Here is a 19,829-nt window from a genome sequence, read left to right as displayed (position 1 = left end):
TCCGGGCGGCAGGGGCGCCTGAAGGGCGACCGGGTCGCCTAGGAGGGGAGGGAGGTCCGCGCTGCGGCCAGGACCTCGTCGGACAGGGTCGGATCGTCGACGGCGCGGGAGACCAGCATGGCTCCCGCCAGCGTCGAGAGGACCCGCAGCGCGGCCCGCCGGCGCTCGTCGGCGGACTCGCCGGGCACCACGTCCTCCAGTGCGTCCAGCAGGCCGCGGACGCCGTCGGTGTAGGCCGTGCGCACTGCGCCGCCACGCCGGCCCGCCTCGGCGCCCATCAACGGCGTCGGGCAACCGGCCCCCGGCTCGTCCCGGTGTCCCGCGGAGACGTAGCTCTCCACGATTGCCGCCAGCGCCTCCGCCGGAGCGCGGGTCGAAGCGAGGTCCTCCCAGATGTCGCGACGCTCGGCGAAGGCCCGCGCGATCGCTTCGGACGCCAGGGATTCCTTGCCGCCCGGGAACTGCACATACAGGGCGCCGTGGGTCAGACCGGCCTCGGCGAAGATGCCGGCCACGGACGCCCCGTCCACTCCGAGCTCCCGGAACCGCCGGGAAGCGGTGGTGAGCACGACCTCGCGGTTCTTCTCGGCCTGCTCGCGCGAAACCTTCACCGGCACCCCTCCGCTTCGATCCCGACTGACCGTTGACGACGTTACCTGATGGTCGTTACGGTCTGGCGTTAGATGACGTCTATCAGGTAAAAGGGAGATCGAGGATGACGAGCACGATCAGTAGCGCCCGCGAGGCACAGACCCAGTTCGTCGACGTCGAGGGGACCCGGTTCGCCTACCGTGAGCTGGGCGTCGAGCGCCCCGGCGAGCCCCCGCTGGTGCTGCTGCAGCGCTTCCGCGCCGAGATGGACGACTGGGACCCGCTGTTCCTCGACACCCTCGCCGCGCGACGCCGCGTCGTCATCTTCAACAACCGGGGCGTGGGGTCCTCGGAGGGCGAGACCCCGTCCTCGCTGGAGGCGGCCGCCGACGACGCCGCGGCGTTCATCCGGGCCCTCGGCATCGGGAAGGCCGACCTCCTGGGCTGGAGCATGGGCGGCATGACCTCGCCGATCGTCGCCCACCGCCACCCGGAGCTGGTGCGACGGCTCGTCCTGACCGGGACGTGCCCGCCCGGTAATCCGGAGTCCGCGCCCTCACCTGCACACTGGCTCGACGTCGCCGCGAAGCCCAGCTACGTGGACGACGACATCCTCTACATCTTCTTCACCACCAGCGAGACCAGCCTGCGCAAGGGCCGCGAGAGTCTCGCGCGCATGGACAAGCCCGGTCAGCCCGGCTCGTCGGTCAAGACCTCGTCCGAGACCAAGCAGGCCCAGATCCAGGCCATCGGCGCCTTCTGGGCCAACGAGCAGGGCTGGTTCGAGAAGCTCAAGGACCTCCCCAACCCCACTCTGGTCGCCAACGGCGACACCGACGTCGCGTTCCCGATCACCGACAGCGTGATCCTCTTCCGCGAGATCCCGAACAGTCAGCTGTCGGTCTACCGCGACGCCAACCACGGCTTCCTGTTCCAGGAGCCCGTGGTGTTCGCCCAGGAAGTCCTCGCCTTCCTCGACGAATGAGGCAGGGGCAACGAGACAGCGGAGCCTCGCCGGCACACGCCTGCGATCGCCAGGTCAGCGGAGACCGGTTCTCACGGCGAAGGAGGACGCCAACATGCGATCACCGGGACGGTCAGGGTGGCGTCGGCACCTCACGTCCGCACCTCGCGGCCGTGGTCCTTGTGTGGCTCGGGGGAGCGTCGGCAGCGAGTGGATCCCGCAGGCAGGACCAGTCCTGGGAGCCGACTCCGCCGTGTCCGTCGGGGCTGGTCCCGGTCGGATCGTCGACGTGGAGGAAGGCCTCCAGGCGGTCGGTGTGGAAGCGGCGCCCGAGCAGGATCGGCACGAGGCGGTCGATGAGGTAGGAGGCCGGCGTGTGCCTCCGTCGGTCTCCGGCGGAGGCCGGCGAGCTCAGCACAGGGCCGGACCGTCGTCGTAGGTGCGCATCGCGAACGCCGTGTAGAGCGCGAAGGTGTCCGAGCGCATGGTGGCCCGGTGGGCGGCCGTCGCCCACCGGGCGGCGTCGCGGAGGGAGTGGACGTCCTCGGCCGCGAGCTCGAACTCGGCCGCGAGGACGCCGGTCAGCGCCCGCACGTCCTCGATCATCTCGTCGTGCCGCTCGCCGCCGTTCCGACCGGAGGTGATCTCCCCGAGGATTTCGTCGCGGGCGATCAGCGCGCGGGCCGCGGCCTGCCGGACCGAGACCCCCGTCTCCGTGCACACGATGTCGGAGAAGTCCGCGGACCCGGGGTCGCACGTCACGTCCGGAACTCCGTTCTGCTCGGGTTCGCAGCCGTTCGATGTCCGACTCGGCCCCGGACATGCAACGCCGGGACGACCCGCCGCGGAAGGGGGGACCACCTTGCGAGTTCCTGACGACCGGTCCGCCCGCTCCAGCCGACGCCGCCCGGTTCCTCCGACGTCGGACCCGTTCGCCGTGACGGCGGAGCGCGCCATCCGTCGTCGTTTTGGGAGAACCACGGGACAGGCCGCCTGACGGGTTCGACCGGCAGTCGGACGGGCGGAGCTACAGCAGGCCCAGCCCGTAGACGAGCGCGGCGATCACGCCGAGCCAGAGGGTCGTGGCCGCGACGGCCTCGCGCTTCGTGTCGAACACGGGATCACTCCTCGGGATCGTCGATCGGGACGCGTCCCTGTCTACGTCCCCCGCAGCCGAGTTGACCTTGCGATCGCCTTGCGGCCGCCGTCAGTCGGGGTCCTCCGCGACCGGCAGCTCGACGACGAAGCGGGCGCCGCCTCGGGGACGGTCGGCGACCCACACCCGGCCGCCGTGTCGTCGGACGTGCCCGTCGACCAGCGCGAGCCCGAGGCCGGAGCCGGTACCGGCGCCGCGCCGACCGGCCGTCGAACCCCGGGCGAACCGCTCGAAGATCTCGGCGCGGTCGGCGGCGGCCACGCCGGGCCCGGCGTCGTCGACCTCGAGCCGGACGGTGCCGGGAGCGTCCGGGGCCGGTCCGACGCCGAGGCGGACGACGCCGCCGCCGTGGCGGGCGGCGTTGGTGCACAGGTTGGTGAGGACGGCGTCGAGGCGGCGCCGGTCGGCGACCACGTGGGTGTCGCCGGGAGTGACGTCCACGCGGTCCTCGAGGCCCCGCCGGCGCGCGACCGCCCGGGTCAGAGCGGTGAGGTCGATGCGATCGAGGTCCCGCTCGTCGACCGGCTGGTCCATCCGGGAGATCTCGAGCAGGTCGTCGACCGTCCCGACGAAGCGGTCCAGGTCGGGCCCGAGCAGGTCGACGGCCTCCCGGGCGGCCGGGGGCAGGTCGTCGTAGCGGCGGCGCAGCACGTCGGTCGCGCCGAGCATCGTCGTCAACGGGGAGCGGAGCTCGTGGCTGACGTCCCCGGCGAAGCGCGCGTCGCGGCGGACGCGGTCTCCGAGGTCCTCCACGGTGCGGTTGAAGGTGGTGGCCAGCCCGGCGAGCTCGGGGTCGGCGCGGACCGGGAGCCGGGCGTCGAGGTCGCCGCGCGCGACGAGGGACGCGGCTGCGGTGAGTTCGTGGAGCGGGCGCAGCGACCGTCGGGCGGTCCAGGCCCCGAGCACCGCACCCGCCAGCGTCGCGGCGGCCGTCCCGCCGGTCAGCAGGAGCGCGAGGAAGCGGCGAGTGCTCTGCAGCTCGCGGACCGGGGCGAGCTCGACGAGCAGATCACCGGGCGTGCCGAGCCCGGCCGAGCCTGCCATCACCTCCCGCCCGCCGACCTCGATCCGCATGACGACCGGCGGGTCGCCGGGGCGCAGACCGGTGAGCTCGAGGGGGAGCGCGGTGGGGGAGACGGCCGGGCCGGACCTCGCCCACGAGCCCGCGGACCGCAGGAGCACGGTCGTGTCAGGCTCCCCGCCCAGCCCCGCGAGGAGGTCGGGCAGCCCGCCGGGCCGGAACTGGCGGGTCCCGGCGACGAGGGTCGCGTCGGCGGAGACCCGCGCCAACACGGCGTTCTCGCGCTGGGCGGTGGCGTAGCTCGTCGTCAGGAACCACGTGGCGATCGAGAGCGCGCCGCAGACGACCAGGGTGACCAGACCGAAGGAGACCGCGACACGGACGCGCAGCGAGGCGGTGCGGCGGGCCGTCACGGCTGCACGCGGTAGCCGTGCCCGCGGACGGTCAGGACGATCGACGGGGAGTCCGGGTCCCGCTCGATCTTGCGCCGGAGGCGGCGGACGTGGACGTCGAGCAGGCGGGTGTCACCGAAGTAGTCGTAGCCCCACACCCGCTGGAGCAGGTCCTCGCGGGAGACCACGCGGCCCTCGCCCTCGACCAGCTCGGTGAACAGCCGGAACTCGGTCCGGGTCAACGCGACCGGCTCACCGGCGCGGGTGACGACGCCCTCCTCGGGGCGCAGCACGAGGTCGGCGACGACGAGCTCCCGCCGTGTTTGCCCGCTCGGCCGTCGCCGGCGGAGCAGGGCCCGGACCCGGGCGGCGAGCTCGCCGGGGACGACGGGCTTGGTCACGTAGTCGTCGGCGCCCGCCTCCAGACCGGCGATGACGTCGTCGGTGTCCGACCGGGCCGTGACGATGATGATCGGCAGGTCGCCCCGCTCCCGCAGCGACCGACACAGGGCCATCCCGTCGAGGCCGGGGAGCATGAGGTCGATCAGCGCGACGTCGACGTCGTCGTCGAGCAGGGGGAGGGCCTCCTCGGCGCTGGCGGCCTCGCGGACCTCGATGCCCTCGTCGGCCAGGCCGACGGCCAGGACCCGCCGGATGCGGTCGTCGTCCTCCACGAGCAGCGCCCTCGTGGCGTCGTACCCGCTGTGTTCCATCGGTTCGCCTCCCGCCAGGGGTCCGACTCCATCCGCCTGCTCCACCCCGAGCCCGGTCGTGGACCCTTCAGGAGACCGCAAGGTCCGCGGGCTCACGGACGGGTGATCGGAGGCGATGATCCCTGCAGAGCGGGACGACGAGCGGAGGGCACCATCCATCAGCGGGGGACACGGGGCGGGCGAGGCGGCCGGTCGGCGGGACTGTCCCCTCCGGGCGTGCGGCCACGGTGCGAGCGCGCCGACGCCGAGGACGCCACCGCCGAGCTCGGCGTGCCCACGGTTCGACACGCAGCCGCCGGGATGTCCCTGACGACCGGACACCCGCCGCGTCCCGTCCCGATGACCGCGGGGTGGCGGCGCGGGGAGACGCCCGACCGCGTCGCTGGCGAGCATCCGCTGTGGCCCTGGGTGGTGGGGATCGGGTTCGCCTTCCTGGTCGGCTGGGTGATCCCGCCGCCGGGCCCGGTCCCCGTGGACCGCACGCCTGCCGGGGCCGTGCACGAGCTCCCCGCGGAGCGCTGAGCCGCTCGCGGGATTCGTCGTCCCAGGCTCGATCGAGGGGGAGCCTGGGCCGGCCCCGGTCGGGACGGTCGGCATCCCGGTGCCCCGTCCCGACCGGGAACGTCCTCGCTCGAGGGACGCGCCCGGTGTCGCTCCGGGCGCGACGGCGAACCTCGCCGTCGTCCCGGGGGTCGGCGGTGGGGTCGGGGTGCTGTCGTGCGGCTCGTCGTCGGGGTCCTCCGGCGGCTCGTCGATGAGACGGAGGACGTCGCCGAGCAGGCTCATGGCGGCTCCGGGGTCGGTTGCGGACGGGTCGTCGCCGACCGAAACATGCCGCGTGACGGGCAGGGCGCCGTGTCGGGGCATCGTCAGGTGATCGCAAGCGTCCGACCGCGCTGTCCGGGTATGTCCTTCCCGTCCACCCCGACCTCGGAAGGAACGCCGTCCGTGCGCCGTGTGCTGCTCGCTCTCCTGCCTCCGCTCCTGCTCGCCCTCGCCGGCTGCAGCTACGGCGCCGAACCGGCGGACACGCCCTCGTCCCGGCCGTTCGCGCCGGAGAACACCTCCGCGCCGGCCAGCCCGGAGACGTGGCTCTCCCAGGTCTGCACCGGGCTCGCTCCGGCACGCACCACGACGGGTCCGCCCGACTCGATCGCCGGTCAGCCGGCAGCGTCCAAGCAGCTGATGCTCGCCTATCTCGACGGGCGCATCGCCGGGCTCGGCCGCGCGGCGGATCAGGTGAACGCGGCAGGACCGGCGCCGGTGGACGACGGCCAGAGCGCCACCGCCACGGTCGTCGATCTGTTGCGCAAGCAGGCCGCGACGCTCTCCGAGGAGCGGGCGGCGCTCGCCGCGGTCCCGGACAACGACCCCGCGACCATCGCGAACCAGCTCCAGCAGGTCCGGGCCAACGCGGTGACCACGACGGCGTCGACGTTGCGGGACCTCGCGGTCCCGGCGGCGCTGCTCGACGAGGCCTCCCGGGTCCCCGCCTGCGAAGGGCTGCGCTGAGTCGGCGCGCGAGGGCGCCGATCGGATCCTGTCGTCCTCGCGGCGTGCTCCCTCAGGGGCTCCAGACGCGGGCGCGCCAGAAGGCGGTGAGGACGCGCGCCGCGCGGGCCGGGTCCTCGGCCATCCACCAGTGGCCCAGCCCGTCGAGTACCGCGACCTCGGCGCCCGCGCGCTCCGCGGCGCGCCGTCGGAATTCCTCGGAGCCTCCGAAGGGGTCGGCGGTGGCGAGGATCGCGAGGCCGGGACGAGTTGCCAGCGTCGGGAGGTCCCGGCCGAGCTCGGCCATGGCCGGTTGGGCGGCGGAGCGGTAGAGCGCGAGGACGGCCCGCTTCATGTCCTCGTTCTGCACGCCGGCGATCTGCAGGGCCTCGGCGTGCCCGATCCCGAGCGACTCCATCCGCTCGGCCCGGCCCCCGGGGGTCCCGCCGAACATCTCGTCGAGGTTGGCCTCTCCGTCCCCGGGCGTCTGCCAGACCTGCGCGAGGTCGTGCCAGACGTAGTCGGGCTCGAAGAGGCTCAGGGCGTCGTCGGCCCAGCTGCGCACCAGCTCGGGGCGTTCCATGAGCGCGGTCACGACGTGGCCGCCGCCCCAGTCGTGGCCGAGCACGTCGACGGGCCGGTCGAAGCGCTCGAGCTCGCCGATCAGCCAGTCCCGGTACGCGGTCACCGTCGCGGGGAAGTCGGCCGGCAGGGGGACGCCGAAGCCGGGCGGTGAGAGCCGGACGACGTCGTCCACACCCGCGCGTGCCAGCTCGGCGACCAACGGGTCCCAGATGGCTGCGCTCTCCGGATTGCCGTGCACCAGTACCACCGTCATGACGCTGCATCCTGTTCTCTCGGAGCGCTGCCTCGCTGCCGGTCCTGTTCCCGGCCGACCCCTCCGTCGCCGAGGGTGCCCGCACTGCCCCGGGTCGAGCCCTTCGTCGCCACGCAGCGGCTGCTCGTCCAGCGGGCGCCGTCGAGCGCGGGAGGTCCGGGCGCACGTGGACGTCGACCCGATCGCCTGGGGCGGAGCGCGCGATCCGTCGTCGTGACCACCAGCGTGACGAGCCCGAACGAGATCGCGACGCGAACAGGCAGGGAGGCGGCGGGACCTCGCGGTCCCGGCGACCCCGCTCGACGAGGCCTCCCGGGTCCCGGCCCACCTCGTGACTCGACGCCTGGCGGGCACGACGCGAGGCGGAGGACCACCGGGAACCGATTCGCGCAGAGAGTGGTCCGCGGCTCCGTCCGATAGGCGTCGGCTATGGCTACCGGAGTGACGAGGGTCTACCTCGCCCACCGTTCGATTCGTACCGTCGGCCGAGCGTCCGAGCGGGCGCGTCCCGGCATCACGTCCGGAGAGGAGCCACCTCGCGATGACCACCGTGAACTCCCCCCGCATCGAGGCGGAGGAGGTGCTGGACCGTGACGAACTCAACGGCGGCCTCGACGAGATCGCCCAGCGGCTGTGGCGACGTGCGGTCCGATCCGGGACCTGGGACCCGGCCGCCATCGACTTCACCGAGGACCGGAAGCACTACGTCGCACTCGACCCCGACCGCCGGGCCTACCTCGACCGGTTCGCCGCCGCGTTCTTCCGCGCCGAGGCCACCGTCGCGCGGGTCTTCGGCCCGTGGGTGATGGCGGCCCCGACGTTCAGCCAGCAGGCGTTCCTCTCCTCGCAGCTCTTCGAGGAGTACAAGCACACCGACTTCTTCGAGATCGCCTTCCGGGACGTCTTCGGGCACGAGCCCGACCAGGCGCTGGCGAACCCCGTGCACGAGCCCCTGCCCGAGCGCGGCGAGCGGCTGCTGGCGCTGCTCGATCGGCCCGGGCCGGAACGCGACGCCGCCTGGGTCGAGGCCGTGGCCCACTACCAGGGCGTCGTCGAGGGCGTCCAGGCGAACGCCGGCTACCAGATCTTCCGCCGGGTGTTCGCGGACAAGGGACTGTTCCCGGGGCTCTCCGAGGGCTACGCCAACATCCAGCGGGACGAGGGCCGCCACGTCGGCTTCGGCATCGCGGTCCTGCGTCACCACGCGGCGGCCGACCGACGGCTCGCCGAGCGCATCCGTGCGGTGTTCGCCGAGTACCTGCCGAGCATCCTCGCCCGCTACGGGCAGTCGATCGTCGTGGACGGGCGTGAGGTCCCGCCTCCGCCGGAGGAGCGCGGTCCCGAGCAGCTGGTCGAGCTCTACAACCGCCGCCTGCGGGACATCTTCGGCCCCGACGTCGCGCAGGTCGCCGTGCCGTCCGCGGTGTCCGGGGGCACGCGATGAGCGCGGCCGCGGAACCCGTCCGGCGGGAGCCGACGCGCGGACAGGTCATCTCGGCGGGGGCGGGGTCCCTCATCGGCTGGGCGTTCGATCTGTTCGACCTGTTCATCCTGCTCTTCATCGCCGGGACGCTCGGGCAGGTGCTGTTCCCCGTGCACAGCCCGACGCTGTCGTTGGCGTCGGTCTACGCGTCCTTCGCGGTCAGTCTGCTCATGCGCCCGCTCGGAGGCGCGCTCTTCGGTCGTCTCGCCGACCGCCGGGGCCGCCGACTCACGATGCTCGTCACCGTCAGCGGGGTGGGTCTCGCGACGGCCCTGATGGGCGTGGTGCCCACCTACGCCGCGGCGGGTGCGCTCGGTCCCGTGCTGTTCGTCCTGCTGCGCCTGGTCCAGGGCCTGCTGGTCGGCGGTGTCGTGGCGTCGTCGCACACCCTCGGGACCGAGACCGTGCCGTCCCGCTACCGCGGTCTCGTCTCGGGCCTGGTCGGCGGTGGAGGTGCAGGCCTCGGCGCCCTGGCCGCCTCCGTGCTGCTGCTCGTCGTCTCGGCCGTGTTCCCCGGGCCCGAGTTCCTGGTGTGGGGGTGGCGGGTGATGTTCTTCGCCGCCCTCCCTGCCGCCGCGCTCGCCCTGGTGGTGTTCAGCCGGCTGCAGGAGTCACCGATGTGGGCCGAGAGCAACACCGGGGCCGCGGGCGCCCCGGCGATCGACCACCACGGAGCCACGGGCGCAGACGTACCGACCGGGATCCGGGCCCTGTCGTCCCCGACCTACCGGCGGGTGGTGCTCACGAGCCTGCTGGTGGTCTTCGGGGGTGCGGCGCAGTACTACCTGACGTCGGGTTACCTCCCCACCTTCCTCGACAAGATCAACGGGATGGACGGCACCAGCCGGGGCATGGTGATGGTCTGGGCCAGCCTGGCGATCCTGCCCGCCTGCACGCTCGCCGGGCACCTCAGCGAACGCTGGGGTCGGCGTCCGGTGATGCTCGTCGCCGGCGCCGTCAACCTCGTCGCCCTCCCGCTCCTGGTCCGGGTGCTCTCGACGCTGTCGGGCGAGGACACCGTCGCCGTGACCGTCGTGGCGATCGTGCTCGCGATGCTGTCCAACGCGGCCTACGCACCGGTCGTGATCTTCCTGAACGAGCGGTTCCCGACGAAGATTCGCGCGACCGGTACCGCCCTGACCTGGAACATCGGGTTCGCCCTCGGCGGCATGACGACCACGTTGGTGAGCGCGGCGAGCCCCACGGTCGCCGACATCCCGTCCCGGCTCATGTGGTCCCTCGCCGCCGTCGCCGCGGTGTTCGTGATCGGCGCGTTCGTCTGCCCGGAGACCCGCGGCAACCTCGACCGGTCCGCCGGGGACCTCCACGCCGGCCACCGCGCCGGCAGCACGCTCACCGAGGAGAAGCAGCCATGAGCTCGAACGGGCACCGCGGACGCACCGTCCTGGTCACCGGCGCCGGCGGCGGGATCGGGGCCGTCTACGTCCGTGCGCTCACGGCCGCGGGCGCGAACGTCGTCGCCGCCGACCTGTCCGCGACCGCCGACCCGGGGACGGAGAACGCCGAGAAGGCCACCGCCGCGGGGCCGGGCCGGGCGGTGTTCACCCCGGTGGACATCACCGACGACACCTCGCTCGCGGCCGCGGTCGAGGTCGCGACCACCGAGTTCGGCGGGCTGGACGGCCTGCTGAACAACGCCGCGATCTACGCCGGGCTGGGCCCCAAGAAGCCGCTCACCGAGCTCACGACCGACGAGTGGGACCGCGTGCTGACGGTGAACGTGCGCGGCGCCTTCCAGGCCGTCCGCGCGGTCGTCCCGGCACTGACCGCCCGCGGTGGCGGTCGCATCGTGCTGATCTCCTCCACGGTGGCCCGCACGGGTCCGGCCGGTTTCGCCCACTACGTCGCCTCGAAGGCGGCGGTGGAGGGCCTGACCCGGGCGGCGGCCCGTGAGCTCGGACCGGCCGGGATCACGGTCAACTGCGTCGCACCCGGGCTGGTCAGCAACGAGGGCACGCGTGCGGTCAACACCGAGGACTACATCGCGAAGGTGGCGGGCACGCGCTCCGTGCCGCGGGAGATGACCCCCGAGGACCTGGTCGGTGCCGCTCTCTGGCTGGCCGGCCCCGACAGCGGCTTCGTCAGCGGACAGACCGTGGTGGTCGACGGGGGAGGGGTGTTCGTGTGAGCACCACCGCGGGCGCCCGGCTCGGTCGGGCGGACGTCCGGCCGTCCGCGGCGGGAGCGCGGTGAGCGACCGGCGGGTGATCGTCGGCATCTCCGGCGCCTCCGGGGCGATCTACGGAGTGCGGGCGCTGGAGATGCTCGCCGACGCCGGCGTGGAGACCCACCTCGTGGTCACCCGGGCCGCACGGGCGACCCTGCACGAGGAGTCCGGTCACACCATGGCCGACCTGCGCGATCGCGCCGACGTCACGTACTCCGACAACGACCTGGGCGCAGCGCTGGCCAGTGGGTCGTTCCGCACCCTCGGCATGCTGGTCGCGCCATGCAGCGTCAAGTCCTTGTCGGGGATCGCGCACTCCTACGACGACACGCTGCTCGTGCGGGCCGCGGACGTGACGCTGAAGGAACGGCGCCGGCTCGTCCTCCTGCTGCGCGAGACGCCCCTGCACGCCGGTCACCTGCGGCTGATGTCGGAGGCGGACGCGTCCGGGGCGGTGATCATGCCTCCGGTGCCGGCCTTCTACGACCGCCCGGCGACCCTCGACGACGTCGTCACCCACACCGTCTCCCGCGCGCTCGACCTGTTCGACGTGGAGGTGCCGCAGCTCCGCCGGTGGACCGGTCGACGCGGGGGCGCCGACGGTATCGCCACGGCTGACGACGCCGGCTGACGACGCCGGCTGACGACGGACCGCGCCGGCGTCACGGCCGGAGGGGTACCTCGGCGAGGAGGTCGGCGGGGGTGACGACGTCGTCGGAGTGAGCGGCGGCGTCGGCGAGGAGCAGCTCGAGCAGGGCGGCCGGCGCCGCCTCCAACGGTGGACCCGAGCGCCACACGACACCGAGCTCGCGCCGGGCGTGCCGGTCCGCCAGGGGGCGGGTGGTGACGTCCGGGACCAGGCACAGCCGGGGGAGGACCGAGACCCCGACACCGGAGCGGACCATGCCGTGCACGGTCCCGAGCTGGGTGGTCTCCACGACCACCCGGGGAGTGAAGCCCGCCGCCTCACAGGAGGCGTCGAGCAGATCCCGTAGCCCGTAGCCCGGAGCCATGCCGACGAACGGCTCGTCGGCGAGGGCGCGCAGCGGCATCGGGCCCGGGTCGGCGGCCAGCTCGTGCTCCGGCGGCAGCAGCGCCATCATCGGCTCGCGGACCAGCGGCGTGGCCTCGAGCCCGTCGCGGCTGTGCGGCATCCGGATGACCGCGAGGTCCAGCGTGCCGGCGTGCACGAGCTGCTCGAACGCGCCCGAGACGTTCTGCTCGCGCAGGTGCACCTCGACGCCGGGGTGCTCGCGGACGAAGCGGGCCAACACCGTGGGAACGAGTCGTGCGCCGGCGCTGGGCAGCACGCCGAACGACACCCGGCCCCGCCGCAGGCCGCGCACCGCCTCCACACCGCGCCGGGCCTCGTCGACCTCCCGCAGGGCGCGCTCGGCGTGGGCGACGAAGGCCTCGCCGGCCGACGTGAGCCGTACCCGGCGTCCCAGGCGCTCGAAGAGCGGGACACCGAGCTCGCGCTCGAGCTTGCGGATCTGGGTGGACAGGGACGGCTGGGCGAGGTGCAGGCGCTCCGAGGCGCGGGTGATGCTCCCGGCCTCCGAGACGGCGAGCACGTAGCGCAACTGGTGAAGCTCCATCGCTCCTCCGGACTCGTGCGGGCTCGCGCCCGGCCTCCTGCCATTCCCGGTCCGTATGGGAGGTATCGGCAGGAGGTCGTAGACGACCGTGCCAGGTGAACCATACGTTTCGTATCATTCACGACGGCGTGGCGCGCGACACAGCAAGTCCCACCTGCGGCACCGCCGCCGCCGCCGTGCGAGGTCGGGCGGGGCAGACCGGCCTGGACCGGTCGCGACGAAGGAGCACAGCTGATGAGCGTTGCGCCGCCACCCGGGGCGGACCTGCGGACCTGGCTCGACCACCTCCGACGCACCGGCCGTCTCGCCGTCGCCCGGCCCGGGGCCGCGCTGCGCCACGGTGTCGCGGCCGTGGCCAACCGACTCGACGGCACCGCCGCGACGCTCTTCCCGGCGCCGGACGGGCACCCGGTGCCGGTGCTGGCCGGGGTCCTCGGCGCACGTTCCTGGGTCGCCGAAGCCCTCGGGGGCGGCGAGGACGATCTGCTCGAGCGTTTCGAGCGGGCCACGCGCGAGCCGATGCCGTGCACCGAGACCGACACCGCCCCCTGTCAGGGCGTCGTGCACCGGGAGGTCGACCTGACCCGCCTGCTCCCGGTCCCCACCCACAACGAGCACGATCACGGGCCCTACATCACCGCCGGGCTGCTCATCACCCGCCGCCCGGGCACGGGGGTGCAGAACGTGGCCATCCATCGGCTGCAGGTCAGCGGACCGGACCGGCTCGGGGCGCTGCTGCTGCCTCGCCACACGCTCGAGTTCTTCGGCGACGCCGAGGCCCGGAGCGAGGACCTGCCGGTGGCGGTCGTCATCGGCAACGACCCGATCACCCTGCTCGCCTCCCAGGCCATCGTCCCCGTCGATCACGACGAGTTGGAGATCGCCGGTGCCCTGCGCGGCTCACCGCTGCCGGTGACTCGATGCGTCACGAACGACGTCCGCGTGCCGGCCGGGGCCGAGATCGTGGTCGAGGGTCGGCTGTTGGCCCGGACCCGCGAGCCGGAAGGGCCGTTCGGCGAGTTCCCGCAGTACTACGGTCCGCGCGCCGATCGCCACGTCATCGCCGTCGACGCCGTCACCCACCGCCACGAGCCGATCTTCCACACCATCGTCGGCGGCGGCGGCGAGCACCTGCTGCTCGGAGCCGTGCCCCGCGAGGCGTCGTTCCTCTCCCACCTGCGTCGCAGCTTCCCCTCGGTCCGCGACCTGCACCTCTCGCGGGGCGGGACGTGCCGGTACCACCTCGCCGTACAGATCGCCAAGGGCTCCGACGGCGAGGCCCGCAACGTCATCCTCGGGGCCCTCGCCGTGCACTACGACGTCAAGCACGTCGTCGTGGTCGACCCCGACGTCGACGTCCACGACCCGGCCGAGGTGGAGTGGGCCGTCGCCACCCGGTTCCAGGCCGACCGCGACCTCGTCGTCGTCCCGGGCGCGCAGGGCTCGAAGCTCGACCCGTCCACGGACGACGGGGTCGGGGCCAAGATGGGGCTCGACGCCACCGTCCCGCTCGCGGCCGAGTCCATGCGCTTCACCCGCATCCGCGTGCCCGGTGAGGAGCAGATCGACCTCTCGACCGCCGTCTCGGCCGCGTCCCCGCACTGGCAGGAGGACCTGTACCAGGCGCCTCGTCGATGACGTGCCCACTCTGCCGGTGAGGCCGATCCGGTCCTCGCGGCAGGCCGTCACGACGTGCCCCGGGTGTTCGACCCGAGCCCGTCGATCATGACGTGCGCCCGGGCAGGTGGCCCATCTCCGGCGACCCGAACTGGCCCACGGCGGCTCCGGTGCGCGGCGTAGCGTCGCCGTCGAGGGCGGGACGCAGGGCGGGCCAGGGCCCGGGTCACCTCGTCGGGCCGGAGCGTCGCCGATGTCTGCGGGCACCGTGGAGTCCACGGCCGATCGCGCTGGAGACGTCCCGCCGCGACCGTTCGACGAAGGGGCTCCGATGACCGACCGGGCCGTGGCCGCCTACCGGGAAGCTTCGCAGGCGGGGGACATCGACGCGCTGGTGCAGACGCTGGCGCCCGATGTCCGCCTGATCTCGCCCGTGTCCGACCGGCTGACCTTCCGAGGACGACACGACGTCGGGGTCGTCCTGGAGGCGGTCTACGCCGGGCTGCGGGAATGGCGGTGGCACACCGCGCTCGGCGCGGGGGACCGGTGGGTGTTGGTGGGCGAAGGGTTCATCGGCCCCCTGCGCATCGGGGACGCGATGACCGTCGACGTCGACCCCGAGGGCGGAATCCGGACGTTGCGGCCGCACCTCCGCCCCCTGCCGGCGCTCGTCCTGTTCGTCCTGCGCCTGACCGTAGTGTTGTCCCGTCATCCCGGCACGGTCGGACGGGCCCTGACCGCGTCGGCGGCATCCCCGTCGCCGCGGGTGGGGGAGTGAAGGCGCGGTCCGCCGGACCCGGGCTCGTCGGCGGTCATCCCGCCGCCCACGTCAGGTTCGGGGAGATCGGTTCTCCTGTGCCGGCGGGATGAGCGAATCGAGAAGCGTGTCGAGCGCGATCCGTTCGAACGGGGTGGGCACTCCCTCCGTCCGGAGCGCATCGACGTCGAGGAGGACGACCTCGCGTGCCGTGCGCGCGCCGCGTGCCGCGATCTGTTCGTCGCGGTCGCCGAGCCCGCGGGAGTGGGAGCGGCGCGGGCCGTAGCCGACCAGCCCGACCACGCAGCCGGGCCCGACCGCTGCCGGCCAGGCGATGGGTTGCGGTGGGTCGCGGCCGTCCAACGGCTGGACCAGCACGATCCCTGACCGGGCCTCCGGGTGCGCGGTCGCATCCGGGAGCGCGGCGGCGGGCACCAGCCGATGTCCACGCGCGGCGAGGTGCCGGTCGAGCCACTCGACGACGGCGTCGCCGGCCCCGCCCCGCACCCGGTAGGCGGCGATGAGGCCCAGGGCCGGGACGTGCGAGCTCACCGCGGCGAGCTCGCACGGAGGCGAGGTCCCGGCCGGCTGCTGGTGGGTGACCAGCGCCCGAGCGGCCTCGCCGACCCGCCGCCGCCAGCGGCGGCGTGCTGCACAGAAGGACATCGGTGAGCTCCGTCCGCGGACGACATCGGGATCGCGCGCCGGCTGCGCGCGTCGGAGACCTGTGTCGGCGGGTTCCGCCGTCAACGCCGTCGCTGCACCGTCGGGTCCGGCGCATGCCCCGCCGGGGGAGCGGCGGACGAACTCGGGGACGCGAGGTGCGTCGTCCGCCAGCTCGGGTACAGGGGGTCCCACCCGAGCCTGCGGGCGCGACCGTTGTCCGCGCCGTGGCCCGTGGGCCGGCGAGGACCGGCCCGATCCGTGCGGTCGGCCTCCGGGGGAGTGGGCGCTCCCAGGGCAGCGCAGTAGAGCGGCACCCAGGAGCGTGCGGCGACGGGCTCGTCGTCGCAGATGTTGACCGGGCCGGACGGCCAGTCCAGCGCGTCGACCGCGGCGCGGGCGGCGTCGTCCACGTGGACGAAGCTGGTCACGGCGTCGTCGGCGACCAGGCGCCGGGCGAACGCGTCGGCGGCGCGGTCGCCGTCCGCGGCGAACCACGTGCCGGGCCCGTAGAGCACGCCGTAGCGCAACGCGATCGCCGTCGGAGCCACGCTGATCGCTGCCTCGAGCTCGGCGATCGCACCCACCGTCCGGCGGCGCCCGAGCTCGACGGCATCCACGTCGAGGGGGGTGTCCTCCGTCGCCGGTCGGTCGAGGGGCGCGTACGCCCAGGAGATGCTCTGCGCGATCACGCGCGGCGTCCCGGCGGCCCGCGCGGCCGAGGCGAGCACAGCAGTGGCCCGGCGCCGCAGGACGGCGTTGGAGGCGCTGTCCCCGGTACGCAGATCGGTGAGCTGGTGCATCAGCACCTCGGGCGCGGCGGCGGCCACCGCCGACGCCACCACCTCGGCGTCGAGGACGTCGCCCTCCACGATCTCGACGCCGAGACCCTCGAGATCGCGGACCACCTCGCCGTGATGCGGGGCCCGCACGTCACGCACGAGGGCGACGACGCGGTGGCCGCGGCCGACGAGCAGCGGAGCGATCCGACGACCCAGCACGCCGGTCGCGCCGGCCAGGAGGACCGCCGACCTCCTCGCCGTCACGACCGGGTCCCGAGAACGACCGTTCCGGGCTGGAGCCCGCCGCCCGGTGGTGTGCTCCGCTCAGGTCGTTGTCGTGGCATACCCGTGACGCTAGGTTCGTCCACGTCCCGCGCGCGGACCACTTCCGGGTCTTCGGGATGGGCCACTTCGCCGGTGTGCGACCGAGGAGGTCGAGGTGCCCGACGATGCCGGTGACGACCGGGGCGGGCCGGGTCCGCGTCGCGCCGAGTTCGGAGTGGACCTGCTGCTGGATCTGCGGGGTGCTCCCGGACGCAAGGCGCTCGGGGACGCCCTGCGTGCGGCTGCCCGCGACGGCCGCCTGCACGCCGGTGCCGTGCTGCCCTCGACGCGCACACTCGCGTCCGAGCTCGGCCTCGCCCGCAACACCGTCGCCGCCGCGTACGAGCAGCTGGTGGCCGAGGGCTGGCTGATCAGCCGGCAGGGCTCGGGGACCCGCGTCGCCGACCACCCCGCGCTCGGGGCGGGGCTCCCCGCCCGGGGTCGTGACCCCGATGGTTCCGCCCGGCTCCGGTTCGACTTCACTCCCGGCACTCCCGATCTCTCCCGCTTCCCGCGCGAGAGGTGGCAGCGAGCCGCGCGTCGTGCCCTGGCGCGCGCCCCCCACGGAGCCCTGAGCTACCCCGACCCGCGCGGGCTGCCCGGTCTGCGCGAGGCACTCGCGGAGTACCTCGCACGGGCACGTGGGGTTCGGGCCGACGCCGAACACATCGTCATCTGCTCCGGATTCACCCAGGCTCTCCACCTGCTCGCCGGGGTGCTCCGGAGCCGCGATGCCACGCGGATCGCCGTCGAGGACCACGGCCTTCCCCGCCACCGCCGGGTCATCGCCGCTGCCGGTCTCGACACGACGGCGGTCCCGGTGGACCGGGAGGGCGCCCGGGTGGACCTGCTCGCCGGGGAGGACGCCGTGCTGCTCACCCCCGCCCACCAGTTCCCGCTCGGGGTGGCGCTCTCGAGCCGACGACGGCTGGGCGTGCTGCGGTGGGCCCGCCGCACCGGCGCGTTGCTCATCGAGGACGACTACGACGGCGAGTTCCGCTACGACCGCCAACCCGTGGCCGCGTTGCAGGCCGACGCCCCGGACCTCGTGGCCTACGCCGGCACCGCCAGCAAGAGTCTCGCCCCCGGTCTGGGGCTGGCCTGGCTCGTCTGCCCGCCCGGTCTGCTCTCCGACGTCGTCAGGGCCAAGGAGGTGAGCGACGGACACACCGGGGTGTTCGAACAGCTCACCCTCGAGGAGTTCCTCCGCTGCGGCGACTACGACCAGCACGTCCGCCGTGCCCGCCTGGCCTACCGCCGACGACGGAACGACCTGCTCGCCATGCTCACCGACCGCTCGCTGCCTGCCGTGCCCCGCGGCATCGGCGCCGGACTCCACGTCCTCATCGATCTCCCCGCACGCTCCGCCGAGGCCGAGACCACCGTCGTCCGTGCCGCCACCCGCCACGACATCGCCCTCACCGGCCTCTCCCACTACCGGACCCCGCCGGACCCGGATGCCTCGGTGGCCGCGCTCGTGATCGGCTACACCCGCCCGCCGGGCCACGGCTACCGCGCAGCACTGGACGCCCTCGGCGGATTCCTCACCACGGCGCTCGCCCGCTGAGATCGTCCGGCATCACGCCCGGGACCTGCCGCTCGGCGGACTCGCCTCTCGTGAGGACGACCTTCTCCCGAGCCGCCCGTCAGGCGGGCTGCCAGAGCTCGATGCGGTTGCCCTCGGGGTCGGTCACCCAGCCGAATCGGCCGACCCCGTCCATGTCCTGCACCTCGTGGTCCACCGCGGCGCCGTGCCGGCGGAGCTGGGCCAGCATGGCGTCGAGGTCGCGGACGCGGAAGTTCAGCATGGTCGTGCCGCCACCGAGGTGGGGGCTGTCGGCCGGGAACGTCGCGAACACGGTCGGACCGGGCTCCTGGTGCCAGGTGCCGTGTTCGTCGGCGTCGAGCCCGAGGACGTCGCGGTACCAGGACCTGAGGCCGTCCGGATCGGTCGCTCGCAGGAAGTGACCACCGATCCCGAGCACGCGTTCCACGGCGGAACTGTGCCACCCGTCGGCCGGTGCCCGCACCATGCCCGGCCGCGGAGGAGGCTGCGTGTCGTTGCTACGGATGATGGAATCGTCGGACCCGGTCCGCGACATCGCGGCGCTGTCGCACCCGTCACCGGCGGTCGACGATGTTCTCCGGGCACGGCGCACGTGCCACGACCGGCGCTCGTGTGCGGTCGTCCGCGCTCCGGAGGAGCTGAATGGGGAGACGTCGCCCCGGACCGCGAACGCAGCGCCACCGCCGTCCCGGATGCGGGTGACCACCCTCGTGGCGCCGTCGAGGTCGGTGGCGTAGTTGACGGCGACCCGGGCTCCGGCTGCCGCCAGCTCCAGGGCGACGCCGGCCCCGATGCCCTTGGACGCCCCGGTCACGAGCGCGACCTTGCCGTGCAACCTGCGGGAACTCTCGTTCGTCATCGTTGCGACCTCTCTAGATCTGGGCCATCCCGCCGTCGACGCAGAGTTCGGCTCCGGTCATGAAGCTGCTGTCGTCGGAGGCGAGGAACAGTGCTGCGGCGGCGAGTTCGTCGGGTCGGCCGAGGCGGCCCAGGGGGACGTGGGTCGCCATCTCGGCGCGCAGCTGCACGGGGTCCCGACCGAAGTAGGCGGCCTGCCCGTCGATGATGGGCGTGTCGAACGGCCCCGGGCTGAGCACGTTGACCCGGAGGCCGCGGCCACCGAACTCGGCGGCCCACACCCGGGCGTAGGACCGCACGGCTGCCTTCGCGGCGCTGTAGGTGGTCGATCCGGGAAGTCCCTTGGTGCCCTGGATCGAGCCGACCAGGACGATGGACCCGCCGACCGGCATCAGGGGGAGCGCCGTCTGGACGGTGAACATCGTCCCGCGGGCGTCGGTGTCGAAGATGCGGTCGAAGTGCTCCTCGGTGATCTCGCCGAGGTCTGCCCGCTCGATGATCCCGGCGTTGGCGACGACGACGTCGAGGCGCCCGCTCTCCCGCCGGATGGTCCCGGCCAGGTTCGCGAGGTCGGAGCTCGACGTGGAGTCCGTCGGAACCGCCGTGACGTGGCCGTCCGTCGAGGCGGCCGCCTGGTCGAGCACGTCCGCCCGGCGGCCGGTGATGTACACGTGGGCGCCCTCGGCCGCGAATCTCGAGGCGATGGCGTGGCCGAGACCGGCGCCGCCGCCGGTCACGAGAGCGATCCTGCCGTCGAGACGCCTTCCCGTTCCTTCTCCGCTGGTTCCGCTGCGACGCATGACGGAACCGTCGCACCGGCCTGTCA

20 protein-coding genes are annotated in these 19,829 nt (G+C 73.7%); 10 read left to right on the top strand and 10 right to left on the bottom strand.

The annotated features are described in order from the left end of the window. Positions 1-38: 38 nt before the first annotated feature. The gene (locus tag QSK00_RS15215) at positions 39-611 is read right to left on the bottom strand and encodes a TetR/AcrR family transcriptional regulator (RefSeq protein WP_285591945.1); all 573 of its coding nucleotides are present in this window, start codon (positions 609-611) and stop codon (positions 39-41) included. 104 nt (positions 612-715) lie between these two features. On the opposite strand from QSK00_RS15215, the gene QSK00_RS15210 reads away from it, so the two are divergent. Continuing rightward, the gene (locus tag QSK00_RS15210; RefSeq protein ID WP_285591944.1) at positions 716-1,576 is read left to right on the top strand and encodes an alpha/beta fold hydrolase; all 861 of its coding nucleotides are present in this window, start codon (positions 716-718) and stop codon (positions 1,574-1,576) included. A 390-nt stretch (positions 1,577-1,966) separates the two neighbouring features. On the opposite strand, the gene QSK00_RS15205 is transcribed toward QSK00_RS15210, so the two are convergent. The 3 genes from QSK00_RS15205 to QSK00_RS15195 all read right to left on the bottom strand — a co-directional run bounded on the left by QSK00_RS15205 (position 1,967) and on the right by QSK00_RS15195 (position 4,837). Beyond that, positions 1,967-2,317 carry a hypothetical protein gene (locus tag QSK00_RS15205; RefSeq protein WP_285591943.1) on the bottom strand — a complete coding sequence of 117 codons (351 nt, stop codon included), beginning with the start codon at positions 2,315-2,317 and terminating at the stop codon, positions 1,967-1,969. A gap of 445 nt (positions 2,318-2,762) precedes the next feature. Next, complete coding sequence (locus QSK00_RS15200; RefSeq protein WP_285591942.1) at positions 2,763-4,145, bottom strand: sensor histidine kinase; 1,383 nt, start codon at positions 4,143-4,145, stop codon at positions 2,763-2,765. After that, complete coding sequence (locus QSK00_RS15195) at positions 4,142-4,837, bottom strand: winged helix-turn-helix domain-containing protein (protein WP_285591940.1); 696 nt, start codon at positions 4,835-4,837, stop codon at positions 4,142-4,144. Before QSK00_RS15195 ends, QSK00_RS15200 begins: the two co-directional genes overlap by 4 nt. Before the next feature lie 216 nt (positions 4,838-5,053). Between QSK00_RS15195 and QSK00_RS15190 the strand changes: the two genes are divergently transcribed. Both QSK00_RS15190 and QSK00_RS15185 read left to right on the top strand, forming a co-directional pair. Further along, a complete protein-coding gene (locus QSK00_RS15190) occupies positions 5,054-5,359 on the top strand; it encodes a hypothetical protein (protein WP_285591938.1) in 306 nt (101 codons plus the stop codon). A 426-nt stretch (positions 5,360-5,785) separates the two neighbouring features. Further along, entirely contained in the window at positions 5,786-6,349 is a 564-nt protein-coding gene (locus tag QSK00_RS15185) for a hypothetical protein (RefSeq protein WP_285591937.1), read from the top strand. A gap of 52 nt (positions 6,350-6,401) precedes the next feature. Here QSK00_RS15185 and QSK00_RS15180 read toward each other — a convergent pair whose 3' ends face one another. After that, on the bottom strand, positions 6,402-7,166 hold the full coding sequence (locus QSK00_RS15180; protein WP_285591936.1) for an alpha/beta fold hydrolase: 765 nt from the start codon (positions 7,164-7,166) through the stop codon (positions 6,402-6,404). A 541-nt stretch (positions 7,167-7,707) separates the two neighbouring features. Between QSK00_RS15180 and QSK00_RS15175 the strand changes: the two genes are divergently transcribed. From QSK00_RS15175 to QSK00_RS15160, 4 genes are all read left to right on the top strand, one after another. Then, positions 7,708-8,610: a ribonucleotide-diphosphate reductase subunit beta gene (locus QSK00_RS15175; protein ID WP_285591934.1), complete on the top strand. Its 903-nt coding sequence runs from the start codon at positions 7,708-7,710 to the stop codon at positions 8,608-8,610. Further along, entirely contained in the window at positions 8,607-10,025 is a 1,419-nt protein-coding gene (locus tag QSK00_RS15170; RefSeq protein ID WP_285591932.1) for an MFS transporter, read from the top strand. The genes QSK00_RS15175 and QSK00_RS15170 overlap by 4 nt, the downstream gene beginning before the upstream one ends. After that, complete coding sequence (locus QSK00_RS15165; RefSeq protein WP_285591931.1) at positions 10,022-10,798, top strand: SDR family NAD(P)-dependent oxidoreductase; 777 nt, start codon at positions 10,022-10,024, stop codon at positions 10,796-10,798. Before QSK00_RS15170 ends, QSK00_RS15165 begins: the two co-directional genes overlap by 4 nt. A 61-nt stretch (positions 10,799-10,859) precedes the next feature. Next, complete coding sequence (locus QSK00_RS15160) at positions 10,860-11,468, top strand: UbiX family flavin prenyltransferase (protein ID WP_285591930.1); 609 nt, start codon at positions 10,860-10,862, stop codon at positions 11,466-11,468. A gap of 31 nt (positions 11,469-11,499) precedes the next feature. On the opposite strand, the gene QSK00_RS15155 is transcribed toward QSK00_RS15160, so the two are convergent. Further along, positions 11,500-12,435 carry a LysR family transcriptional regulator gene (locus tag QSK00_RS15155; protein ID WP_285591929.1) on the bottom strand — a complete coding sequence of 312 codons (936 nt, stop codon included), beginning with the start codon at positions 12,433-12,435 and terminating at the stop codon, positions 11,500-11,502. Positions 12,436-12,669: 234 nt separating this feature from the next. On the opposite strand from QSK00_RS15155, the gene QSK00_RS15150 reads away from it, so the two are divergent. Next, positions 12,670-14,073 (top strand): UbiD family decarboxylase, encoded by a 1,404-nt coding sequence (locus tag QSK00_RS15150; protein ID WP_285591928.1) that lies wholly within the window; start codon positions 12,670-12,672, stop codon positions 14,071-14,073. A 310-nt stretch (positions 14,074-14,383) separates the two neighbouring features. Beyond that, positions 14,384-14,830 (top strand): nuclear transport factor 2 family protein, encoded by a 447-nt coding sequence (locus QSK00_RS15145; RefSeq protein WP_285591927.1) that lies wholly within the window; start codon positions 14,384-14,386, stop codon positions 14,828-14,830. 51 nt (positions 14,831-14,881) lie between these two features. Here QSK00_RS15145 and QSK00_RS15140 read toward each other — a convergent pair whose 3' ends face one another. Beyond that, the gene (locus QSK00_RS15140) at positions 14,882-15,475 is read right to left on the bottom strand and encodes a hypothetical protein (protein ID WP_285591926.1); all 594 of its coding nucleotides are present in this window, start codon (positions 15,473-15,475) and stop codon (positions 14,882-14,884) included. A gap of 80 nt (positions 15,476-15,555) precedes the next feature. Continuing rightward, on the bottom strand, positions 15,556-16,518 hold the full coding sequence (locus tag QSK00_RS15135) for an NAD-dependent epimerase/dehydratase family protein (RefSeq protein WP_285591924.1): 963 nt from the start codon (positions 16,516-16,518) through the stop codon (positions 15,556-15,558). 175 nt (positions 16,519-16,693) lie between these two features. On the opposite strand from QSK00_RS15135, the gene pdxR reads away from it, so the two are divergent. Then, complete coding sequence (pdxR, locus tag QSK00_RS15130; protein WP_285591923.1) at positions 16,694-18,145, top strand: MocR-like pyridoxine biosynthesis transcription factor PdxR; 1,452 nt, start codon at positions 16,694-16,696, stop codon at positions 18,143-18,145. A gap of 79 nt (positions 18,146-18,224) precedes the next feature. Here the strand turns inward: pdxR and QSK00_RS15125 are convergent, their stop codons facing one another. Together QSK00_RS15125 and QSK00_RS15120 are read right to left on the bottom strand one after the other, a co-directional pair. Continuing rightward, complete coding sequence (locus tag QSK00_RS15125; protein ID WP_285591922.1) at positions 18,225-19,004, bottom strand: SDR family NAD(P)-dependent oxidoreductase; 780 nt, start codon at positions 19,002-19,004, stop codon at positions 18,225-18,227. A 13-nt stretch (positions 19,005-19,017) separates the two neighbouring features. Further along, entirely contained in the window at positions 19,018-19,740 is a 723-nt protein-coding gene (locus tag QSK00_RS15120) for an SDR family NAD(P)-dependent oxidoreductase (protein ID WP_285591921.1), read from the bottom strand. Positions 19,741-19,829: the final 89 nt, after the last annotated feature.

Origin of the sequence: Actinomycetospora sp. NBRC 106378 (assembly GCF_030269685.1) — a bacterium.
Taxonomy (GTDB): Bacteria; Actinomycetota; Actinomycetes; order Mycobacteriales; family Pseudonocardiaceae; genus Actinomycetospora.
Note: the sequence above shows the minus strand (reverse complement) of the source record. Positions and strands in the feature narration are given on the sequence as shown.

Excerpts from the sequence above, each read along its gene's own strand:
- QSK00_RS15210 (WP_285591944.1), top strand. The coding sequence starts at position 716 with ATGACGAGCACGATCAGTAGCGCCCGCGAGGCACAGACCCAGTTCGTC.
- QSK00_RS15145 (WP_285591927.1), top strand. The coding sequence starts at position 14,384 with ATGACCGACCGGGCCGTGGCCGCCTACCGGGAAGCTTCGCAGGCGGGG.
- QSK00_RS15155 (WP_285591929.1), bottom strand. The coding sequence starts at position 12,435 with ATGGAGCTTCACCAGTTGCGCTACGTGCTCGCCGTCTCGGAGGCCGGG.
- QSK00_RS15195 (WP_285591940.1), bottom strand. The coding sequence starts at position 4,837 with ATGGAACACAGCGGGTACGACGCCACGAGGGCGCTGCTCGTGGAGGAC.
- QSK00_RS15150 (WP_285591928.1), top strand. The coding sequence starts at position 12,670 with ATGAGCGTTGCGCCGCCACCCGGGGCGGACCTGCGGACCTGGCTCGAC.
- QSK00_RS15125 (WP_285591922.1), bottom strand. The coding sequence starts at position 19,004 with ATGACGAACGAGAGTTCCCGCAGGTTGCACGGCAAGGTCGCGCTCGTG.
- QSK00_RS15180 (WP_285591936.1), bottom strand. The coding sequence starts at position 7,166 with ATGACGGTGGTACTGGTGCACGGCAATCCGGAGAGCGCAGCCATCTGG.
- QSK00_RS15165 (WP_285591931.1), top strand. The coding sequence starts at position 10,022 with ATGAGCTCGAACGGGCACCGCGGACGCACCGTCCTGGTCACCGGCGCC.
- QSK00_RS15170 (WP_285591932.1), top strand. The coding sequence starts at position 8,607 with ATGAGCGCGGCCGCGGAACCCGTCCGGCGGGAGCCGACGCGCGGACAG.
- QSK00_RS15175 (WP_285591934.1), top strand. The coding sequence starts at position 7,708 with ATGACCACCGTGAACTCCCCCCGCATCGAGGCGGAGGAGGTGCTGGAC.
- QSK00_RS15140 (WP_285591926.1), bottom strand. The coding sequence starts at position 15,475 with ATGTCCTTCTGTGCAGCACGCCGCCGCTGGCGGCGGCGGGTCGGCGAG.